Source organism: Niallia yueguangensis (assembly GCF_052663115.1).
In genome coordinates this window covers 13,260-34,673 of sequence record NZ_JBQTCX010000020.1, presented here as the reverse complement: position 1 = coordinate 34,673, position 21,414 = coordinate 13,260, and the positions used below count along the sequence as shown (strand labels likewise).

Below are 21,414 nucleotides of genomic sequence, written 5' to 3'. Positions count from 1 at the left end.
AAATAATTCAATATCCGTATATTCTGTATCAATAAACATATGTTAATTATTAATACAACTTTTCAATACAAATATAAGTTTAATATAGATAATTATTATCCGTCAATCTTTAAGTGCTATGTTTTTTTAGTTAAATTTCTTTTTTTATTTTTCTAAAATTACTATCTGTACTATTAAATTATATGCATCTGTATCATTCACTTGTTACTATTAATAACTGTTTTATAATAATAAAGTTATTTGTATGTTTTTACAAATCATGTCGAATGTTGTTTTGACGCAATTCCCAACCATTTTGTGATTATTTTATTCCCCCTCTAAAACCATCCATTTATCTTTCCCCCCTTTTTTACTGACGTTTTTTTCTTGCAAACCAATGAATCAATGCAAAAAAAAGGATTCTGTAAAACCAACAATTACAAGACAGTATTGAAAGATTTCCTTCTTCCACATACTTCTGTTTTACATGTCAGCATTTTCGAATACCTTTTTATTTCATTATTTTTTATTTTGGCTGTTTTCTCAAAGATTGTTGTTTTTTACGAAAAAAAATGGAGGAAGAAGAACTCAGCAGACTGACTACACGTAGACTCCTGTGGGAATGCGAGAAAGACGAGACCCCAAAGGAGCGTATGCGACGAGGAGGCTCGACGCTCGCCCACGGAAAGCGGAGTGTATTCAGGCTGCGAGTTTAAAAGCAACAATCTTTACGAAAACAGTCTTTATTTTTTATTTTTTTCCTCTACCTTAATCTCAATTCCTGCTTGTTGATAAAACGCTACTTTCATGTCATTGTACTCCTTTGTTAACGTATTAAACTGTTCATTATTTTGAAGAACCTTTGCATATACACCATTTATTTTTTTAATTTGTGCTTCTAAATCGTCTATATTTAAATCTTTTTCTTTAAACATCTTATATAATTGCTCATCATTTTTAAGGCCTTCGGAATAATTTTTATAAAGCTCTTCATGCACTTCATAGCGGTCCATCATTTTTTTATACAATTCATTTGCTTTTGACTTTAATTCTTTATCCTTTAAATCTTCTATTTCTGTTTTGACTGTTTCAAAGGTTTCCTTCGATTTTTTAATACTTTCTTCTTCCTTATTCATGTATTCTTTTCTTTTTGCTATCGAAGCTAGCGCTTGATCAGAAAGCTTTTTTATTTCATTCATTTTATCTAAATCAAGGGCAATGATTTGAGTATATATTTCTTGTTCTTTTTTCTCTAATGTAACTAACGGCTCTTGTTGCGCTTCAAATTGTTTTTCTGCTGTGACAACTTTTTCTAACTTTTCATACATTTTTTCACTCGGGGGTTGAAAATGAAAACAGCCCGATAAAAAAATTGTTACGATTACTATGATAGAAATTGGTATAACTTTTTTTTGTTTCAAACTTTTTCCTCCTCACTCTCTCACTATATCTAGTCTAAAAAATTTTTACAAATCCTTATTTTTTCATGGATATATTTAACACAGTAGAAAACAGGCCATTTCCTTCCTGTTGAAATACTCTCAAATCTTCTATTAAATACTAGTAAAGCTATTTAATCTAATTTATTAACTCGTCCTCATTTATATTACTAATTCTAGTAATTGTTGTATAAATGCTGTAGCACCTGCAGAAAAAACTTTTCTGTTTAACTTTTCAGCATTTGTCTGTTAGACTTAAGAAAAGCGGTAGCGGCTTGCTTCTGTACGTCCACGCTAGACAGTTTTCAAATTTTAACATTTATTTTTATCTTAATTTAATACTAGTTGCAATGTATGTGTAAAGGAAGTGATTAGTTTGTTGACGATGAAGGATATTATTCGTGACGGACACCCGACATTACGGAAAGTGGCAGAAGAGGTAACTCTTCCGGCAAGTGAAGAAGATAAAAAAACACTTGAAAGCATGATGGAATTTCTTATTAATAGTCAGAACCCTGAAACCGCAGAAAAATATGGGCTTAGAGGAGGAGTAGGGCTTGCTGCTCCACAAATAAATATATCCAAACGAATGATTGCTGTTCATGTGAAAGATGAAACAGGAAAAGAATATAGCTACGGCCTTTTTAATCCAAAAATAATAAGTCATTCTGTGGAAAAATCATATTTAACATCTGGTGAAGGCTGTTTATCTGTTGATGAGTCAATTCCAGGTTTTGTTCCCCGCTATGCAAGAATTGCACTAAAAGGAACAGACCTTCAAAACAAAGAAGTCAAAATAAGACTTAAAGGCCTGCCAGCTATCGTTTTTCAACATGAAATTGACCACCTAAATGGTGTAATGTTTTATGATCATATCGACAAACAATTCCCGCTAAATCCTATTAAAGATGCCATAGCTATCGAAAGATAATACGGAATTTTTTTCAGGAGAGGAAGGCATGCTGCTTTTTTATTAAGATTAAGACAGTAGTTTGAACCATACATATTACATGTATGGTTCCTATTTTCTTACAAAGTGGGATAAAGCCTGCTTATCCATTACTAATAACTGCCCCTCCCTCCAACTTCTAAATTTTCCCATGAAAATTTTTTCTATTTCTTCATATAATAATATTAAATTATTCAATCATTGAATATGATACTTAAACTAAAGGCTCTGTTAAACGATACTGTTGATTTTGGAAGGAAATTTGCGAGACTCCTGTGGGATTAGCGAGACAAGTGAAACCTCGTAGGAGCGTCGTTACGAGGAGGCTCGGCGCTCGCCCCTCGGAAAGCGAGCGATAAGCTTTGGAACCCCCCTTTTAACAAAGCTTATTTTCAGGGTAAACACCCATGCTAATAAAATTCGCACCATGGCACATGGAAAGAAGTAGTCTCCACATTTATAGCGCAGAGCAGCGTGAATACACGAAGACTCCTGCGGGAAAGCGAGACAGACGAGACCCTGCAGGAGCGTAGCGACGAAGCGGCTCGGCGCTCGCCCGCGGAAAGCATAGTGTATTCACGCTGCGGAACTTCTTTTCAGGGTAGCGAAACTTAAAAAACTCCACGCGAATAAACTATTTTTGGACAAAATGATGGATTATTTAAGTGAGAACACTTTACATTGGACAATAATGGTTTAAAATAAAAGTAAGGAGATGATCCACTATGTTGAAGAAGCTAAGAAAAAAGCTCTTAAAACAGTGGAAAGATTTATTAAGAAAAAAAACAATTGCTTAAACATTGCAGAAAGATTTTATTAAGGTCAGGCCCCACATGCCACCATAATAATAATAGTGTGTGCCAACATTATTATTATTAATTTTTGTGGCTGGGGGTCAGACCTTTTATTTTCTCAAAAAATCGATTGCTTTCAACCAAATTAACTCTCTTTTACCTTTGCTTTTACACCCAATCTACTATTGTAATATACATTCTTATCATTTGAATAACAGTACATTGTCAAAATAGAAAATCGGGCGTTTACATATTCTACATAACGAAGAAAGTGCTTTCTAACTTTATTATAATATAGTATAAAAGCAAATAATTTGTCCTTTTTATGCTTATCAGCATTGATATGTTTTTATAACGCTGATTTGCGGACAATCTCTATTTAAAAGAAAAAACATGAAAAACATGTTAACTTTTTATATAATATAATTAGATAATAATATTAAGGAGCGATTCATCATGATTTTTAAAGTATACTATCAAGACTCAAAAGCAGAAGTACCAGTAAGAGAAAAAACTAGAACTATTTATATGGAAGGTGTATCTGAAAGAGACATTAGAACAAAACTTGCAGAAAAACCATATAATATTGAGTTTATTACTGCTGTCGAAGGTGCATTCTTAGAATATGAAAAACAAAATGAAGATTTTACAGTATTGGAGATTGAATAATGAAATTTGTTAAAAATGATCAAACAGCTGTATTTGCTCTAGGAGGTCTAGGGGAAATCGGTAAGAACACATACGGTGTTCAATTTCAAGATGAGATTATTCTTATTGATGCGGGAATTAAATTCCCAGAGGACGAGCTTTTAGGAATTGATTATGTTATTCCGGATTACAGCTTTCTTGTGAAGAATGTAGACAAAATTAAAGGCTTATTTATCACACATGGTCACGAAGACCATATAGGTGGTATCCCTTACCTTTTAAGACAAGTTAACATTCCTATTTATGGAGGAAAATTAGCACTTGCACTAGTAAGAAATAAACTAGAAGAGCACGGTCTATTACGTCAGACAACTTTACATGAAATACAGGAAGAGGATGTTATTAAATTCAGAAAGACTTCTGTATCTTTTTTTAGAACGACACATAGTATCCCTGATTCCTATGGTATCGTTGTCAAAACCCCGCCAGGACAAATCGTTCATACTGGAGATTTTAAGTTCGACTTTACACCTGTTGGTGAACCAGCAAACTTAACAAAAATGGCGGAAATAGGTAAAGAAGGAGTGCTCTGTCTACTTTCTGACAGTACAAATGCTGAAGTTCCAAACTTTACGATGTCAGAAAGACTTGTCGGTGACAGCATTCAAGATATTTTTAGAAAAGCAGATGGCAGACTTATTTTTGCTACCTTTGCCTCTAATATTTATCGCCTTCAACAAGTTACAGATGCTGCTGTGGAATACGGAAGAAAAGTGGCTGTATTCGGAAGAAGTATGGAAGCAGCTATCAATATAGGATTAGAGTTAGGGTTTATTCAAGCGCCAAAGGAAACATTTATTGAACCACAGCAAATAAATCGCCTGCCTGCTAATCAAGTAACAATCCTTTGTACAGGAAGTCAAGGAGAACCGATGGCTGCCATGTCAAGAATTGCAAATGGAACACATCGTCAGATTCAAATAATTCCTGGTGATACAGTCGTATTCTCTTCTTCACCAATTCCAGGGAACACAATTAGTGTAAACAGAACGATTAATATGCTATATCGTGCAGGAGCAGAAGTTATTCATGGACCGTTAAATAATATCCATACATCAGGTCATGGTGGACAGCAGGAACAAAAATTAATGCTGCGTTTAATGAAACCCAAATTCTTTATGCCTATTCACGGAGAATACAGAATGCAAAAAATGCATTCTGAGCTTGCGATTGACTGTGGTGTAAACGAAGAAGACTGCTTTATTATGGATAATGGTGAAGTTCTTGCTCTTTCCAATGATACTGCACATATTGCCGGCAAAATTCCTTCTGGCTCCGTTTATATTGACGGCAGCGGAATTGGCGATATCGGAAATATCGTGTTAAGAGATCGCCGCATTCTTTCAGAAGAAGGTTTAGTTGTTGTTGTTGTTAGCATCAATATGAAAGATTTTAAAATCTCAGCAGGTCCAGATCTTATTTCAAGAGGATTTGTATATATGCGTGAATCTGGTGATTTAATAAATGATGCGCAAAACTTAATAAATAAACATCTAAATAAGGTAATGGAACGTAAAACAACACAATGGTCAGAAATAAAAAATGAGATTATCGAAACATTGTCTCCTTTCTTATATGAAAAAACAAAACGTAGACCAATGATCCTTCCAATCATTATGGAAGTTTAAAAAGAACCGCTACACAAAAAGCACGCAAAATAAATGCGTGCTTTTTACTTATTTTTAAGACATCACTTTTTTCTCAAAACGATTAATATCCGAGTCTGCACCAATTACGATTAAAACATCATTTTCTTTTATTGGCTCTGAAGCCTGTGGAGATACAATAATGTCATTATTCCGTTTGATAGCAACAATTGTTATTCCATAACGGGCACGGATGTCTAAATCAACCATTGTATAACCATCTAATCTATTGCTTGCCTTTATTTCAACAATGCTATGTTCATCTGATAATTCTAAATAATCTAGTACATTATTGGAAACAATATTATGGGCAATCCTTTTTCCCATATCCCGTTCAGGATGTACGATGGAGTCTGCTCCAATTTTATTTAACACCTTTTCGTGATAATCATTTTGCGCTTTAACGGTAATATTACTTACACCCAACTCTTTTAAAATAAGGGTAGTAAGAATGCTTGCCTGAATATCATCTCCAATTGCGACTATAACATGTTCGAAGTTTCGAATCCCTAAACTTTTTAAAACATTTTCATCAACCGAATTCCCTACGACCGCATGGGAAACAATATTTGCATACTCATTTATGCGCTCTTCGTTTTTATCTATTACCATTACTTCCATTCCAAGTTCTACTAATTCGCGACAAATACTGCCTCCAAATCTTCCTAATCCGATAACTGCAAATTCTTTCTTCAAACTAGAATCCTCCATACAACTGTTCAATAGTAATTACTACGATAAAGTAGTTATTTTCTTTGAATACTTTCTAATATTATCATATTTCCAACCTTGTAGAGAAACAATAACCTATTCCTTCTATTCATTTTCTCCTTTTTATAAGACAGAAAACACTGTAAAACGAGCAAAAGTATTTTCCGCTTGTTTTACAGTGTTATTTAGTTTCCTTTGTATTGCAAATATTTTGTTAACATCGATATAGCAGATCCAATGGCCTCTTCGTTTGCATTTAGTTTGTTATGATGCAATCCGTACGGGGAATCCACTCCAAGCCAAAACATAAAGCCTGGGATATCCTTTAACATATAGCCAAAATCCTCGCCTGTCATCGCTTCCCTACACTCTATAACGTTTACTTCCGTTTGATTTTCTACAAATGCCATAAATTCTTTTGTCAGCTGCTCTTCATTATACACTTGATAATAGCCACAGCCAAAATCAATGGTACATTCACAGTTAAAACCAACTTCCACCCCTTTAACAAGAGATTGGACGCGCTGTTTAACCAATTCCATAGATTCACTGGAAAGCGTTCGCATCGTCCCTTCCAACCTTGCTGTTTCTGCAATAACATTTTGAACCGTGCCGCCAGTGATTTTTCCAATTGTAACAACTGCACTGTCAAGTGGATTAATATTTCTTGCAACAATCGATTGAAGCTGAGTGACAAGACTGCATGCTGCAATGACCATATCATTTGTTTGATGAGGATAAGCAGCATGTCCCCCTTTTCCTTTTAAATCAATAAATAGTTCTGATGTATTGGCAAACAGCAGGCCTGGCTTTAATGCAATGGTGCCAACCGGATATTCTGGTGCGATATGTAAAGCAATCACCATGTCTGGCATCCACTCTTGCATGATATCGCTTTTAAGCATCGGCTCTGCCCCCCCAGGGCCTTCCTCTGCTGGCTGAAAGATAAACAGGACATCATCTTTAATAGGGTTGTTAACTATCTCTGTTAATACACCAAGCGCAATGCTCATATGCAAATCATGTCCGCATGCATGCATGTTGCCTTGATGCTCAGACTGAAATGCAAGCCCTGTTTCTTCTTTCATAGGCAAGCCGTCCATATCGGCACGATAGCCAATTAGTTTGGATGAATCAAATCCAGACACTTTAACGAAAATGCCTGTTTCCCATGTTTTTATTTCCATTCTGTCCGTTTGTAATGTACGGATATATTGAAGCAAATATGCTTGTGTTTTAAATTCTTGAAATCCCAATTCAGGAATTTGATGTAGATCTCTGCGAATTTTTATAAAATCTGCACTCTCTCCCATTAGAATACCTCCATCATATATAAAACTTTCATTTACTTTTCCGTCGCAGCGTAATATGGAAATAAGACTTTACAAGTAGCTTTATTTCCCTTTAACACAAAAAAAGCGTGGACGACTTATCCACGCTTTTTATTTCAAAATTATAGCTGACGAAGTTCGTGCATAATTTCAGTTTTTGATTTTGTTTTTTCGTCAATTTCTTTAACAACACGAGCTGGTGCTCCTGCTACTAATGTATTTGCAGGTACATCTTCCAGTACAATCGCTCCAGCAGCTACAACGGATCCTTTACCAATTGTAACACCTTCTACTACCACTGCGTTTGCTCCAATTAGTACATCGTCTTCTACGATTACAGGTTTTGCAGATGGCGGTTCAATTACTCCCGCTAAAACAGCTCCTGCTCCAACATGACAGTTCTTACCTACAGTAGCTCTTCCACCAAGTACCGCTCCCATATCAATCATAGAACCTTCTCCAATTACAGCGCCGATATTAATAACTGCACCCATCATGATAACAGCATTGTTGCCGATTTCTACTTGATCGCGAATGAATGCACCTGGCTCAATACGAGCATTGATATTTTTCAAATCTAAAAGTGGAATTGCCGAATTTCTACGGTCGTTTTCTACAACAAAATCGGTAATTTTCCCTTTGTTTGCTTCGAATGCTGCGTTGATTTCTGTCCATTCGCCAAAAACAACTCCTGCATCTCCGCTAATAAAAGCTTGTACATTCTCGCCAAAATTTACATCAGCTAAATCACCTTTTACATAAACTTTTACAGGTGTTGATTTTTTACTATTTTGAATAAATGAAATAATTTCATTTGCATCCATCATTTTCATTGCTTCTACCTCCATTATGTATAAATCATACTCGAAATTACTTTACCAAACAAAAGAAGTGAAAACAAGCAAAAAATCACTGTCTCTTATTTAATAGGCAAACTTTTTTCCAATAATCATGGAAAATGGGGCAATTCACTTTAATCATTTTCCTTATTTTAGGTTGTAACCGTTATGGAATGGACAATCTATTAAATATTCTTTGACAATTTCTATAAATGCTTGTACTTGTTTCAATTGAAAAGATGCTTCATATCCCATAAGCCATGTTTCCCTTTTTATTGGCTCATTTTTTTCGTTAAACAATGGAATTTTTAATACATTTTGTTCTGCATCTTTTAATGCAATGGAAGGTAGAATACTATAACCTATACCGTTAAAACATAATTGTTTACATGTTTCAATCTGATCTACCACAATTGTTTTCTTTGGTGGTATTTGAAACTGCCTGTGCCACCATAAATCAATTTCTTCATAATAATTTGAATCACTTTTAAACTGTATAAATGGTCTATCCGTTTGCAGTAATTGATCTAAGCTTGAGATTTCCGTATCAACAAGATACAAAGGATCATCAAATAAATGCATTTTAGTACCTTTCCAGTCAGAATATCCACGAACAATGCCAAGATGGATATTATCTTTGTAAATCGATTTTAATATCTCACTGCTCCATCCTGTAACAAGAGATACTTTTGCTTGAGGATATTTAGCGACAAACCGTTTTAAAACAGCAGGAAGCCAATTTTGTCCAACAATGCTTGCTACGGCAATTTTTAACGTTCCATGTACTTCCTCTTCCAAAGCAAAGATTTCTTCACGCACTCTTTCTTCTTTGTTTATCGTTTCTGCTGCAAATTTTGTAACTATTTCTCCTGCAGCTGTTAACGAAAGGCCTTTTTGCGAGCGGATAAACAATTGAGCCCCCCATTCTTTTTCAATTGTTTGAAGACGTTGGGATAATGCAGGCTGTGATACAAAAAGTCTTTCTGCAGCTTTTCTCATATTCATTTCTTGTGCTAATACAGTTAGCAACTGTAGTTCAGACATAGTAGACATCTTTTTCCTCTTTACTGTTTTCTTATTAGTAGAGCTCAATTCTAAAAGTCACTTCTTGTACATTTTATAATATGATCCATGCTAAAAAACGCTCTTTTCAAATAGGTTGTTGTTATTTAATCCGCAGCCTGAATACACTTCGCTTTCCGCGGGCGAGTGCCGAGCCTCCTCGTCGCTTTGCTCCTGTGGGGTCTCGTCTTTCTCGCTTTTCCCGCAGGAGTCTACGTGTATTCAGGCTGCTCAGTGCTTCAGACATGTTTATTATGTTATTAAAAAAAACAAACTTTTAGAAAAAAGCCTTAAGAATCTTTTTATACCTTTGCTATGATTCTCTTTTTACCCTTTACTTGTTTGAATATTTCTGACTGTATAATTACAACTTGGGCATTGGTAAATAATATTTTGATTAGATTGAGCTGTTAATACATGCTCCAACGTTTCTTTTTTTAAACATTGGGGACAGATTACATTAGGAATCATTTCATTCACCTCATTTGTTAGCATAAGTCATTTTTCAAAAATATATGCTACTAAAAGTGTGTATTCTTTACAGAAAAAATAAGGCTTGTTTTCGTATAAAATGTTGCTTTTAAACGTGCAGCTTGAATACACTTCGTCCGTTTAGCGAGCGTCGAGCCTCCTGAGCCGCATATGCTCCTGTGGGGTCTCGTCTTTCTCGCATTCCCACAGGAGTCTACGTGTATTCAGGCTGCTGAGTATCTCTTCTCCCATTTTTCCGCGTAAAAAACAACTAACTTTGAGAAAACAATAAAAAGGAGCTATAGCAGCTCCAAAGTTAAGTTTTATTGAATTAAATCAAAGATTTCAATCGTAATCATATCAACATTATCAAATTGATATCTTTTCGGTTTTTCTTTATCCTGATACACTTCTAACTCAAACGTTTCGGTTTTAGGATGAAATGTAACTTGACATTTCCTTTCACCATTCACTTCAAAAAATCGTTGGGTTGGTTCTCCCCCTGTTGATTGTTCTTGTAAATTTTTTAATCTTGTTAATATGCCTTGAAGTTGTGACATGCTCTCTCTCCTTTCAAACAAACCTATATATTACCAATAGGTTTCACTATTAGCACGTTTCTATACACTTTCCAATTAAATTTGAAGGTATTTCTACTTATGTGTAAATGCCAATAATAACAGAATAAAAGATTGTACGTGGTTTGTCCAAGTAAAAGTGAAAAATTTGCTAATCTTTTTTTAAAAGGCAAGAAAGTAAAAAAATTTTTTCAACTTTGACGAGTGTCGCTTTAGGGCACTGACAGGCAGACGCCTTACGCTTTTCTTATTATATATGTACTGTGAGTGAATATTCAAAACGTTTATTAATTGAAATTAAGCACATGAATGAGTATGATGAAACTATACTCAGCAATTGGAGGATTACTATTTTGAAAAAAATCACTATCTATACTCAACCAGATTGCCCGCCTTGTGAATTTGCAAAATTATTTTTACAAGATAAGGGTTTTCCATATGAATTAAAAGATATTCAAAAAGATGCTAATGCTAAAAAAGAACTAATAAACAAATATCAATCATACACTACGCCTACATTTGTAATAGAAGGTAAAGTTATTACTGGTTTTGACTTGGAACAGCTTCAACAAGCATTAGGTTTTACTAATTAACAAAGGCTGTTTTCTAAAAGTTTGTTGTTTTTTACATAAGACATTTGGAAAAGCGTTTCTTAGCAGCCTGCATACACGTAGACTCCTGTGGGAATGCGAGAAAGACGAGACCCCGCAGGAGCGTATGCGACGAGGAGGCTCGACGCTCGCTAAACGGACGAAGTGTATGCAGGCTGCGCGTTTAAAAGCAACACTCTATACGAAAACAGCCTAACAAAAAAACACCTCCTGTAACCCCCCCTTAAAAAGGAATAATTTAACAGAAAGTATTTTCCTCTCATTTAATTTAATAATACATCCATTTTATCTAAAAAATTGTATGATAAATCAATGAATAAATAATCATGACTATTCAACGGAAAAGAATATGTTCTAACCGTTTCACCTGTTTCTATATCACTGTATAAGTCCGAAAGAATCCCTCTTTTTTCATTCCTCATTCGAATAATATTTTCTAGGAAATAAGGACGCCAGCTCCAGTTTTTATGTTTATAATCTGATTGTAGTATCCAGTCTGAATCTTCCTTGAATATATTGGAAGATTTTTGAAAACCATCTTCATCACAAACATACATTCTAAAGGCAATATCAGATAAATCATTTGATAAAAATTTAAGTAGTTCTTCGTAAGAGTTATGCTTCCGATATTTCCCTATTAATTCTTGGATTTGCACTTGAAATGTTTCTGAAAATTGAAAAATGCCAGTTAATTTCTTTTTTTCATAAGAAATAAATTCATGAATTTCATCTCTTAATGTTGTTTTTCGAAAATGTCGATCTACAAACTTTTCCTCTGGATAATGTAAATAATACCCTTGATAAAATCTGCCTCCATTTTTCCAGGCAAACTGCAGTTGATACACCATCTCAATGTTTTCAAACAATAATGTTGCGCCAATCTTACGAGCAAGCATGGAGAGTGAATATAAAACATTTTGATAAGTATGGGAAGTAGACGTGGAGCGGAGTGCTAATAAATCGATTTTTAAAATATCTGGAGCTAAATCTCCAATTCGATCCAAGTAACTGCTGTCACTCCCCATTTTATCAATGGCAACTTTAATTCCATATGTTCGATAATAAATGAGTAGATGATCCAAGTGATCAGATTGTCCTTTATAGTTTCTTTCTGAAATTTCTAAAACGATTCTATTTAATGAGATTCCTCTTTCCTCAAAAGATAACAGCATTTGCAGAAACGCTTCCCCATCATCTTGCATAAGCAAATCAGCATCCCTATTTATAAAAAGCAATACATCTTTATCAAGATCTACTGCTTTTTCCAAAGCTTTTGTCAGAACAACATGATCAACTTCTTGTTTATATTCTTCTGGTATTCCTTCATCCATAAAAAAGGGCCCTAAACTTTCTATAGCCCCTTTTGTTTTATACCGTCCTAATATTTCATAACCAATCACCTTGTGTTCATCTGCACTGAATATCGCTTGAAAATAAGGGATGACATTATCTAAATCTGTCAAAATATCCAAAGCATCCATATTTTGAAAGCCTCCCTCTAAATAATGATTTATTATAACATAAAAAAACTCATATTTATGTGATATTGATGTATTATATGCAATATTTATTCCATTTTCTGAATACCTTTTTAGGCTGCCGAAGATCGCTAATTTTCTGTTGTTTACATTTTCACAGATATCATTCCTACCTTGCTAAATTTGCTCCTTACAAGCCTGCTCAAGTTGATATTAAGTGTTTTCTAAACGACTAAACACTCACTTTCTTCGTTCTTCCTCCTTCTCTACCACATATACATGGAAATAATGTCTTATCATAAAAGATTGATATTCGTTAACATTAATAGTGGGAGTCGGCATTTGAAAGAAGGAAATAAATGCATCAGTTTAAGATAATCATTTTCTCCCTTTCATTACTTCCATTACACATACCATCATCACTAATGCAGACTTTTGATTTGCACAGCATTTCTAATAAAATGCATACGATCCAAAAGCAAGCATTAATGACCGGAAATCAAACAATTATATTAGATGTACCACTAGTTAAACAAAATCCTGAATTAAAGTATGGATGTGAAGTGACTAGTTTAACGATGGTTCTAAATTATGCAGGATTAAAAGTAACGAAAATGGATTTATTTAATCAAATCAGATTAGACAAAGATCCCTTAGTAAAAAAACGAGGAAATATTTTGAAATGGGGAGATCCTTCTGTCGGATTTGTTGGGGATATGACTGGAAAAAAAGCTGGCTATGCGGTTTTCGATAAACCAATGGAGGAATTAGTAAATCATTATCTACCTAATCAAGCCCTTAATTTAACAAATCAAGACTTTTCTGTCCTCGAAAATCATGTAAGAAAAGGTTTCCCTATAGTAGTCTGGACAACGGGCGACTATCGACTTCCCGATAGATGGGAGGAATGGGAACATAATGGACATATCATTAAAACACCTTTAGATTTACATGCAGTTGTATTAGTAGGCTTTAATAAAGAGTATGTTTTTTTAAACGACCCTTTATTAGGAAAAAAGAATGTAAAAGTCAACAAAAAACGCTTTATTCAATCCTGGATTGCGTTAAAATCAAGGGCTATCACTTACCAATAGCTTCATGATCGAGTGGGGAAGTCCTTCCCCACTGATGCTATCGAAAACAGCTCCTTTTTTTCTTGATTTGGTATCTCTTCTTCTTAAACAAGTAGATGGAACGTCTTCTATTGAAACTCCATCCCTTCACTTTTTACCGTTCCTTATAAATACAACTAAATGAAGCAAAGAATGGATAACAAAACATATAAGAGTATACTTAATTTATCTTTATGTACTTTTACAAAAATAATACATACCCTATAAAAAAAACTGAATGATTTCTTTATTTGAAAGTGGTTTTGAAAAATAAAAACCTTGAGCTTTATGACAATTTGCACGAATTAAAAAGTCAGCCTGTTCTTTTTTTTCTACTCCTTCGGCAATTACTTCCATGCCTAAATTTTGCCCTAAATGAATAATAGTTGTTGTAATAGCAGCATCTTTAGCATTTATCAGCACATCTTTTACAAACGATTGATCTATTTTTAAAACATCAATTGGAAATTGTTTAATATAACTTAATGATGAATAACCTGTTCCAAAATCATCAACCGAAATAATAACGCCCAATTCTTTTAGTTTTCGCAATACAGGGATTGCTTCCATCGTATTTTGCATGGCACCTTCTGTTATTTCAATTTCTAGTGCAGATGGATCAATACCGTATCTACAAATTGCCTCTTTAATTATTTCGATTAAATTCGGCTGTTGAAATTGCTTTGGTGAAAAATTAATCGCGATACGAAAATCTTTTTTATAAAATAATTTCCACTCTCGAATTTGTTTGCACGCTGTATCGATAACCCAATTACCTATTGGCACAATTAATCCAGTGTCCTCCGCTAACGGAATAAATTCACCTGGTGAAATAAAGCCAAGATTTGGGCTATTCCATCTTAAAAGAGCTTCAAAACTGTTGCATGTATTATCTGTTAAGTTTATTTGTGGTTGATAAAATAACTCTAATTCTTTATTTTGAATTGCTTTTCTTAAATTTGTTTCGAGTGAAACAATATTTGTATTTTTTAATGTACTGTTCATTTCTGCACAATAAAACTCATAATGCGCTTTTCCCCGTTCTTTCACACGAAAAAGTGCTTCGTCTGCTGTTTTAATTAATGTTTCTTCACTGTTTCCATCAATAGGATACATACTGATGCCGATACTTGGCGTAATATAATATTCTTGGGAACTAAGGTAAAAGGAAGTTGCAAACCTCGAGAGAATACTTTGAGCAAATCTGCGTGTATGCTCTCTTGTTGTATTTGCAAGCAGAATATTAAACTCATCGCCACCCTGTCTGTACACATGACAATTACTATTATGAAATTCTAATAACCTTTCTGCCACTTTTATTAATATTTGATCGCCCACAATGTGGCCAAATGTATCATTAATATATTTAAATCTGTCTAAATCAATGGTTAATAAGGCAAATTGTATTTCAGATCCCTTTAATTTTTCTATTTCTAGATTTATATCTGCTAATAAGGCTCTACGATTATAAAGACCTGTTAATTGATCATGAAATGCTAAATAATGAATTTTTTCAGCTGTTTTTGTTTTTTCAGACATATCTCTCATAATGATGTACATCCCTTGCATTACTTGATGTACGAGAATAGGAACGATTTTTATATGAACAGGTAAATGTCGATCATTTTCACTTTTTAATGATGCATTTAATGACTGTGAAGCATTCGTTAATTTACATTTATTTAGCAGGTTTTTAAAAACAGGTTGATGGTTTCCTCCAATTATTTCAAAGATGGAGTTAGGTTTCTCTTCTTTACAAGCTGCTTGTAGTAGCGTCTCACCTGCAGGATTAATTTCTTGTATTTCACCGTGTAAGTTTACAGAAATTATCGCATCCAAATTAGTATCTACTAGAGAACGAAATTGCTGTTCACTTTCGATCAATTGTTTCTTTTCTTTTAAAGATTTTGTTACATCTTTTGTAATTGCTACAATATATTTTACATTGCCCAAATCATCAAAAATAGGTGTTAAAACCGATTCACTATTCCATCTGCTGCCATCGTCCATTTTCTTTTGGCTAGTAAATAAACGAGTTTTTTTCGTAAAAAAGACACTAGCATACTCACCTTGTAAAAACTGATACATATCCTTTGTAAGTACGTCTTTAAATGTTTTACCAATAAGTTCTTTAGGTAATGCACATTTATTATGACATGCTTCATTAACAAAAAGATAACGAAAAATAGGTCCTTCTTCTACTTTCATAATAAAAACCATATCCTTCATATGACTATTTATTATTTCAAAACTAATTTCTTTCAGATTATCGTTCTCGTTATCATTCTTACTCAGCTTATTTAATTGCTTATTGTCTATATTCATTTTAATCATCCTTATATTTGATGCTAATTTCTCTAGTATGTATGATTCCTATCTACTTATAGCTATTGAAGATCCCTTATCATCTCGATACGAAACAGAAATACTTACTATTCTATAATACCTCAGCAATTACTGTAATTTATACAATAAATTTACAATGGAATTCTTCCTTATCACGTCTAATTAATGTAAAAATCTCCTTTACTGGTTCTTCCATCTCCCAAAAGGCAGCTTGGATTTTGTGGATCACAAAACATTCCCCCTAAATGGACTTTTTACGGAATAAATTACTTCTTCCATTTCCTTTCTGCCGTAAAAATAGTATAATAGCTTGTATTCTACATACAATTGAAAGGAGTATAAAGGTAATGAATAGGTATCATCACTACCCATCCCATTTAAATCCAACTATTGAAAACCTCTCTCAAGCAATTTTTGTTGTAAATCGCCATGCGAAAACAGCAACTGATCCAAGATTTTTATATAAATTAAAACATAATAGTCTGAAAAAACTAATAGAAGAAGGAAAAGCTAAAAAAATCGGTCTTCATTTTTCCAATAATCCAAAAAACAGTCAACAGCAATCAGATATATTAATTGAATGCGGTAAGTATTTATTCCATTTACCTCCCACAAAAAAAGATTTTGAAGAATTACCCCATTTAGGTTCATTAAGCAATGATGTCCGAAATCCTAAATCAACTCTTTCCTTAAATCAAGCGAAAAAACTCCTAATCCATTACACTGGATTAAAAGAACCTGATCAGCATAATGACTTAAGAAAAAAGAAATATGTAAAACCCGTTTTCAAAAGGCTTGGAGAAAGTTATTAACAGCCTACAGCCAAAGCGGCATAATGCCGCAAGGGTCGGATCCACAATGATAGTATATTTTTCGCATCAAATATACTATCTATAGTGCGAAATCAGACCCTAGTAAATTGGTTTCTATAAGCTAACTTCGGGGAATTAATTGAGGATCCTCTTTACCTGTTTAATAACTCCCACCTGCGATCCTCTAAAAAATGCCGATCGTCCCCCTAAAAAGGAAGAGATAAATTATAAGATATGTTCATCAACTATTAGTATTAACTCCGCTATCTCTGGCTTGCTCACTTGTCCATCAGCGCCAACCATTTGACCTTTATGTCTTAAATCTTCTGTTATTAAAGAAGAGAAAATAATAATTGGCAAATGTGCTAATTCCGGATTTTCCTTTACTCTTTTTGTGAAATGATGTCCATCCATTTGCGGCATTTCAATATCAGTAATAATTAACTGCACCTTATCTTCTATCTTGATGCCTGAGTTTATTATCCCTTGTAAAAAGTTTAGCGCTTCAAGACCATTCTCAAAAAATTCTATTTGTTGAAACCCAGCTTCCGTTAACGTGTCCAATAATAGTTTTCGTAATAACGGCGAATCTTCAACAACAATTAATTGTTTATTGCTCCGTTCTCTTTTTCCTAATTTCTTTACTTGTTGTACATTGATGCCTGAGCTAGGATTAATGTCTACCACGATTTTCTCAAAGTCCAATAATAAAATCATGTTTCCGTTTTGTTTTATGACACCAATAATTTGGCTGTCAGATCCTTGATACATATCTGAAGGTTTTTCAATATCTTCCCACGAAATACGATGAATTTGTGTAACATTATGTACATGAAAAATTATTTTCGTTTTATTAAACTCTGAAACGATAAATTTATCTTTTTCCGGTGTGTCAGACGGAGTAAAACCAAGTGCATTAGCTAAATTTACAACTGGCAGTACTTCCCCTCTTAATTCCATGATCCCTTCTACATTCGGGTGAGAATGAGGAATTTGAATAATAGGGACTGGATTAATAATTTCCTTTACTTTAATCACATTAATACCAAATTTATTGTTTCCAATCGAAAATTCAACGATTTCTAATTCATTTGTGCCACTTTCTAATAAAATTCCTTTATCGTTATTCATATTCTTTCCCCTTCTTCCATTAAGTACAAGAATTGAGATCTTTTGCCGCATGTAAACATAACCTATCTACTTAAAAATAACCTTATATTCTAAATAAGTTTTACAAATACATGAACAGAAAAATTTTCTACTGAATATTCTAATCTTTTTATCGACCATTCTTTTGTAAACTAAAGAGATTCGATTTATTTTTATAAAAAAAAGCAGGATTTCCTGCTTTTTGAACAAATTATTCCACATCTCTATAATGTTGGGATATTAATAGTGAAAGTATGAATTAAACTTCTCTACTAAAGGTTTTCTATTTATATGTAACAATTAGATGCTCTTAAACTACCTTTTTCTCTTGAATAGAAGCGTGAATAAACAGCCCTATTACGGTTAAAATTAGTAACGATCCAAGAGCCATTCTGCTTGCTACATTACCTAGATCCGCGAATAATAACGTGATGCTTCCGTATAAAAGCGGACCGATAATAGAAGAAACCTTTCCAGAAAAAGCAAACAATCCAAAAAACTGCCCTCTTTTATCTTCAGGCGTTATCTCCACAATATAGCTTCTTGTCGTTACCCACATACTGCCTAATGCAACGCCAAACATACTGCCTGCAATCCAAAATATAAGCTCATTCCACGCAATAGTTGCCATAAGCAGGGCAATAACTAATAAAACTCCTACATATTTAATGGCTTGGTAGGAACCTTTTGCTTTTGCTATAAGTCCAAATACAAAGGAACCAATAATACTTGATATGGTAGATACTAAATAAAGGATGATAAATTTCCCCGTACTAAAACCAACTATTGCTTTGGCATAAATAGCCATCATAGCAATTGTCGTTGCTAATGCATCATTTAGAAAAAAATAAGCTAGCATAAAAATAAAAATTTTACGATACGATTTTAATTGTTTAAACGTATCATATATTTCTTTATATCCCGAAAAAAAAGATTGTTTTTTTACATTTTCTTTTGGTGTATCTTTCATAAATACGAATAATGGCAAGGAAAAAAACGCAAATAAAACAGCAGTAGGTATAAAAGCTTGCTGAAACGCGCCGTTCTCTATAAATAAATAAACTGTTAATCCGATAAGAGTCCCAATATATCCTACCGCAACACCAAATCCTGAAATGACTGGCAATTGCTCCTTTGTTCCTAAATCTGAAATCATATTATCATAAAACACCAGACTTGACTGATAAAAAAACTTTGCTAAAACAAATAAAATAATCACGAATAATAATGACATTGGGATAGAAACGATCGTTTTTGGCAATGTCATTTGTGCAAATACCCCCATGGCAAATGTACAAAGTATCGTTAATATAGTAAAAACTACGATATATTTCTTTTTCCTTCCCGTGCGATCCATTATGACACCGAATAACGGGGAAAATAGTACTAATAAAAAGCTTGCAATAGCATTTGCATAGGAAATAAACGTACTGGCAATTTGACTTTGCACCTCATTTGATCCAACTACTTCTTGTAAATACATCGGGAAAAAGATCGTATTGATATTAGACGAAAAGATTGTATTTGCCGCATCATAAATTGCCCATGATAAAACGGGTAAAGAAAAATACAAAGCTAAACCTTCATTTTTTCGTAGATGATTCTTTTTAGTACGTTCCATTCAGCAGCTCCCTTCAAGCTGATTGATACCAATTATTTCGACTTCACTACAATAGTTCCTGCAATCAAATCATGAAGCGCCTGTTTCTTTTCTGTAAATGCAGCCATTATATACCCGATATAAAATATACCCGATAGAAAGCCCAATACTAAATACCTTGCAAGACTTCTCCAAAAGGAAATTTTATCTCCATTCAGCGTCATTACTTTTAATCCTAATAGCTTTTTCCCGATTGTTGCTTGCCATTTAGATGATTGTAAAATAACATAATACAATGAACTAATCAGAATACAAACAACCGCAGTACCAAAAGCAGCACCAAGAAAAGGTCCTATAAAAGCCATCAATTCTTCCTCTGTTGGTTCTTGTTCAAACATTACCGGATTACTTAATAATGCTTCTTCAGAAGATCCTAAAAATAAAGCAAATAAAAAATTGGATAAAATAAGCAGTGGTATTGCTAAAATAATCGAATCAATAACACTTGCTCCAAATCGAATCCAAAACCCTGCATAATTTTTCTCTTCTAGTTGTGTTTCTTGTTTCATATTTATATCCATTTTATTCCCTCCCATTGTAAATAATAAATGGAAATCATTAATCAAACAACCTTTTTTTGTAGTAAAGGGGACGGAGCCAATGTCATCAATCTAACCTTCAAAATACAGGAAAATAAGTAACTAAATAGGAAGTAAGGGTTTCCGTTCTGTTCTCCGAGGCTTACCGCTCGCTTTCCACGGGGCGAGCGCCGAGCCTCCTCGTCGCTTTGCTCCTGTGGGGTCTCGTCTTTCTCGCTAATCCCGTAGGAGTCGAGCGGACACCTCTCCAAACAAATGGGATATTTCTTTTAAATAAAGGGTATCCCATAAATAGGATCATAAAAAAGGCAATAGAATGCCCGGGCGGATGAAATGTAATTTTTTTCACCCTCCCTTGGCACCCTATTGTCATGAATAAAAACTTTAGAAAGCGGACTTTTGGATCAATCCATTTCTATTAGCTCGTAATCCTTTTACACGTTTAAAGCTCCTGCCTGGTCTTATAGGAATTCGATTCCTTTGAATTTCATTGAGTATTTTTTTATACAGCTTATTACGCCTTCTGACGCTTTTTTCTAACAATAATTGAATGAAATTATCTTTTAGCTTTCCTATTAAAAGTCGTTGATTTGGCGGTATATTCATATTTCAATTCCTTTCCATTCTGTTCTTTGGCAATTATTTCATCGGCTTCTTGTTTTACAAGTGCGGCCATGTTTGCGAGAAACATGGTCGCATAAAAATCCTGTTCAATAGATAAAACCGTATCGCCAGTGAATTTTTGGATATGAAATAGTGCTGATAAAATCCAACTTATTTTTTCCTTGTCGTGTAAAATAGGTTGGTTTTGAACGAGATTCACACATAAAAATAAAATCATGCAGCACGTTTTTGGTTACTTCTACTGCCTCTAAAAACTTACTTTTCACCATAAAAAATCACCACACGTCATTGATATACCAAAAAAGGTATCCAAATCGATTATTGTGGTGATTTTGAAAAGTCAAGTATTTTTATGCTTGAATTCTAACTATTCCATGACATTTTTAAAGTTTGAAATTTATGGAATCTTAAGTTGATGACATTGGGGACGGAGCTGCGACTCTACCTTAAAGAGACTGGCTGCTTTGTATGTTGGTTTTTATTCGTATGCAGGAAGGAGTAGCTTCGCTTGCGCCGCCTTAACTCCTCTATTTTTATTTCTCTTTCTTCATGCATTTGATATGATTAACTAATAGA

General features: G+C 33.9%; 18 protein-coding genes. 6 read left to right on the top strand and 12 right to left on the bottom strand.

All coding sequences use genetic code 11. The annotated features are described in order from the left end of the window. Positions 1–722 precede the first annotated feature (722 nt). Entirely contained in the window at positions 723–1,400 is a 678-nt protein-coding gene (locus tag ACTYA4_RS16655) for a YkyA family protein (RefSeq protein WP_443482802.1), read from the bottom strand. 394 nt (positions 1,401–1,794) lie between these two features. Between ACTYA4_RS16655 and def the strand changes: the two genes are divergently transcribed. From def to rnjA, 3 genes are all read left to right on the top strand, one after another. After that, a complete protein-coding gene (def, locus tag ACTYA4_RS16650) occupies positions 1,795–2,349 on the top strand; it encodes a peptide deformylase (protein WP_443482803.1) in 555 nt (184 codons plus the stop codon). Between the two features lie 1,268 nt (positions 2,350–3,617). After that, positions 3,618–3,830: a DNA-dependent RNA polymerase subunit epsilon gene (locus ACTYA4_RS16645; RefSeq protein ID WP_443482804.1), complete on the top strand. Its 213-nt coding sequence runs from the start codon at positions 3,618–3,620 to the stop codon at positions 3,828–3,830. Then, positions 3,830–5,497 (top strand): ribonuclease J1, encoded by a 1,668-nt coding sequence (gene rnjA / locus ACTYA4_RS16640; RefSeq protein ID WP_443482805.1) that lies wholly within the window; start codon positions 3,830–3,832, stop codon positions 5,495–5,497. Before ACTYA4_RS16645 ends, rnjA begins: the two co-directional genes overlap by 1 nt. A gap of 54 nt (positions 5,498–5,551) precedes the next feature. Here the strand turns inward: rnjA and ACTYA4_RS16635 are convergent, their stop codons facing one another. The 5 genes from ACTYA4_RS16635 to ACTYA4_RS16615 all read right to left on the bottom strand — a co-directional run bounded on the left by ACTYA4_RS16635 (position 5,552) and on the right by ACTYA4_RS16615 (position 10,489). After that, positions 5,552–6,211 (bottom strand): potassium channel family protein, encoded by a 660-nt coding sequence (locus ACTYA4_RS16635; protein ID WP_443482806.1) that lies wholly within the window; start codon positions 6,209–6,211, stop codon positions 5,552–5,554. Positions 6,212–6,411: 200 nt separating this feature from the next. Next, entirely contained in the window at positions 6,412–7,539 is a 1,128-nt protein-coding gene (locus tag ACTYA4_RS16630; protein WP_443482807.1) for an N-acetyldiaminopimelate deacetylase, read from the bottom strand. Between the two features lie 140 nt (positions 7,540–7,679). Then, positions 7,680–8,390 (bottom strand): 2,3,4,5-tetrahydropyridine-2,6-dicarboxylate N-acetyltransferase, encoded by a 711-nt coding sequence (gene dapD, locus ACTYA4_RS16625; protein WP_443482808.1) that lies wholly within the window; start codon positions 8,388–8,390, stop codon positions 7,680–7,682. A 153-nt stretch (positions 8,391–8,543) separates the two neighbouring features. After that, the gene (gene ccpC / locus ACTYA4_RS16620) at positions 8,544–9,449 is read right to left on the bottom strand and encodes a transcriptional regulator CcpC (RefSeq protein WP_443482809.1); all 906 of its coding nucleotides are present in this window, start codon (positions 9,447–9,449) and stop codon (positions 8,544–8,546) included. Positions 9,450–10,252: 803 nt separating this feature from the next. After that, the gene (locus ACTYA4_RS16615) at positions 10,253–10,489 is read right to left on the bottom strand and encodes a YkuJ family protein (RefSeq protein ID WP_443482810.1); all 237 of its coding nucleotides are present in this window, start codon (positions 10,487–10,489) and stop codon (positions 10,253–10,255) included. Positions 10,490–10,860: 371 nt separating this feature from the next. Here ACTYA4_RS16615 and ACTYA4_RS16610 point away from each other — a divergent pair, with 371 nt between their 5' ends. After that, entirely contained in the window at positions 10,861–11,100 is a 240-nt protein-coding gene (locus ACTYA4_RS16610; RefSeq protein ID WP_443482811.1) for a glutaredoxin family protein, read from the top strand. Positions 11,101–11,381: 281 nt separating this feature from the next. On the opposite strand, the gene ACTYA4_RS16605 is transcribed toward ACTYA4_RS16610, so the two are convergent. After that, on the bottom strand, positions 11,382–12,599 hold the full coding sequence (locus ACTYA4_RS16605) for an EAL domain-containing protein (RefSeq protein WP_443482812.1): 1,218 nt from the start codon (positions 12,597–12,599) through the stop codon (positions 11,382–11,384). 356 nt (positions 12,600–12,955) lie between these two features. On the opposite strand from ACTYA4_RS16605, the gene ACTYA4_RS16600 reads away from it, so the two are divergent. Beyond that, on the top strand, positions 12,956–13,690 hold the full coding sequence (locus tag ACTYA4_RS16600; protein ID WP_443482813.1) for a C39 family peptidase: 735 nt from the start codon (positions 12,956–12,958) through the stop codon (positions 13,688–13,690). A gap of 240 nt (positions 13,691–13,930) precedes the next feature. Here ACTYA4_RS16600 and ACTYA4_RS16595 read toward each other — a convergent pair whose 3' ends face one another. Next, positions 13,931–16,033, bottom strand: coding sequence for a sensor domain-containing protein (locus tag ACTYA4_RS16595; RefSeq protein ID WP_443482814.1), 2,103 nt, complete (start codon positions 16,031–16,033; stop codon positions 13,931–13,933). A gap of 368 nt (positions 16,034–16,401) precedes the next feature. Between ACTYA4_RS16595 and ACTYA4_RS16590 the strand changes: the two genes are divergently transcribed. Further along, positions 16,402–16,866: a YkyB family protein gene (locus tag ACTYA4_RS16590; RefSeq protein ID WP_443482815.1), complete on the top strand. Its 465-nt coding sequence runs from the start codon at positions 16,402–16,404 to the stop codon at positions 16,864–16,866. A gap of 225 nt (positions 16,867–17,091) precedes the next feature. Here the strand turns inward: ACTYA4_RS16590 and ACTYA4_RS16585 are convergent, their stop codons facing one another. The 4 genes from ACTYA4_RS16585 to ACTYA4_RS16570 form a co-directional block, all read right to left on the bottom strand. Further along, complete coding sequence (locus ACTYA4_RS16585; RefSeq protein ID WP_443482816.1) at positions 17,092–17,997, bottom strand: chemotaxis protein; 906 nt, start codon at positions 17,995–17,997, stop codon at positions 17,092–17,094. 328 nt (positions 17,998–18,325) lie between these two features. Then, positions 18,326–19,636, bottom strand: coding sequence for an MFS transporter (locus ACTYA4_RS16580; protein ID WP_443482817.1), 1,311 nt, complete (start codon positions 19,634–19,636; stop codon positions 18,326–18,328). Positions 19,637–19,668: 32 nt separating this feature from the next. Further along, on the bottom strand, positions 19,669–20,196 hold the full coding sequence (locus tag ACTYA4_RS16575) for an RDD family protein (protein WP_443482818.1): 528 nt from the start codon (positions 20,194–20,196) through the stop codon (positions 19,669–19,671). A gap of 574 nt (positions 20,197–20,770) precedes the next feature. After that, positions 20,771–21,055, bottom strand: coding sequence for a hypothetical protein (locus ACTYA4_RS16570; protein WP_443482819.1), 285 nt, complete (start codon positions 21,053–21,055; stop codon positions 20,771–20,773). Positions 21,056–21,414: the final 359 nt, after the last annotated feature.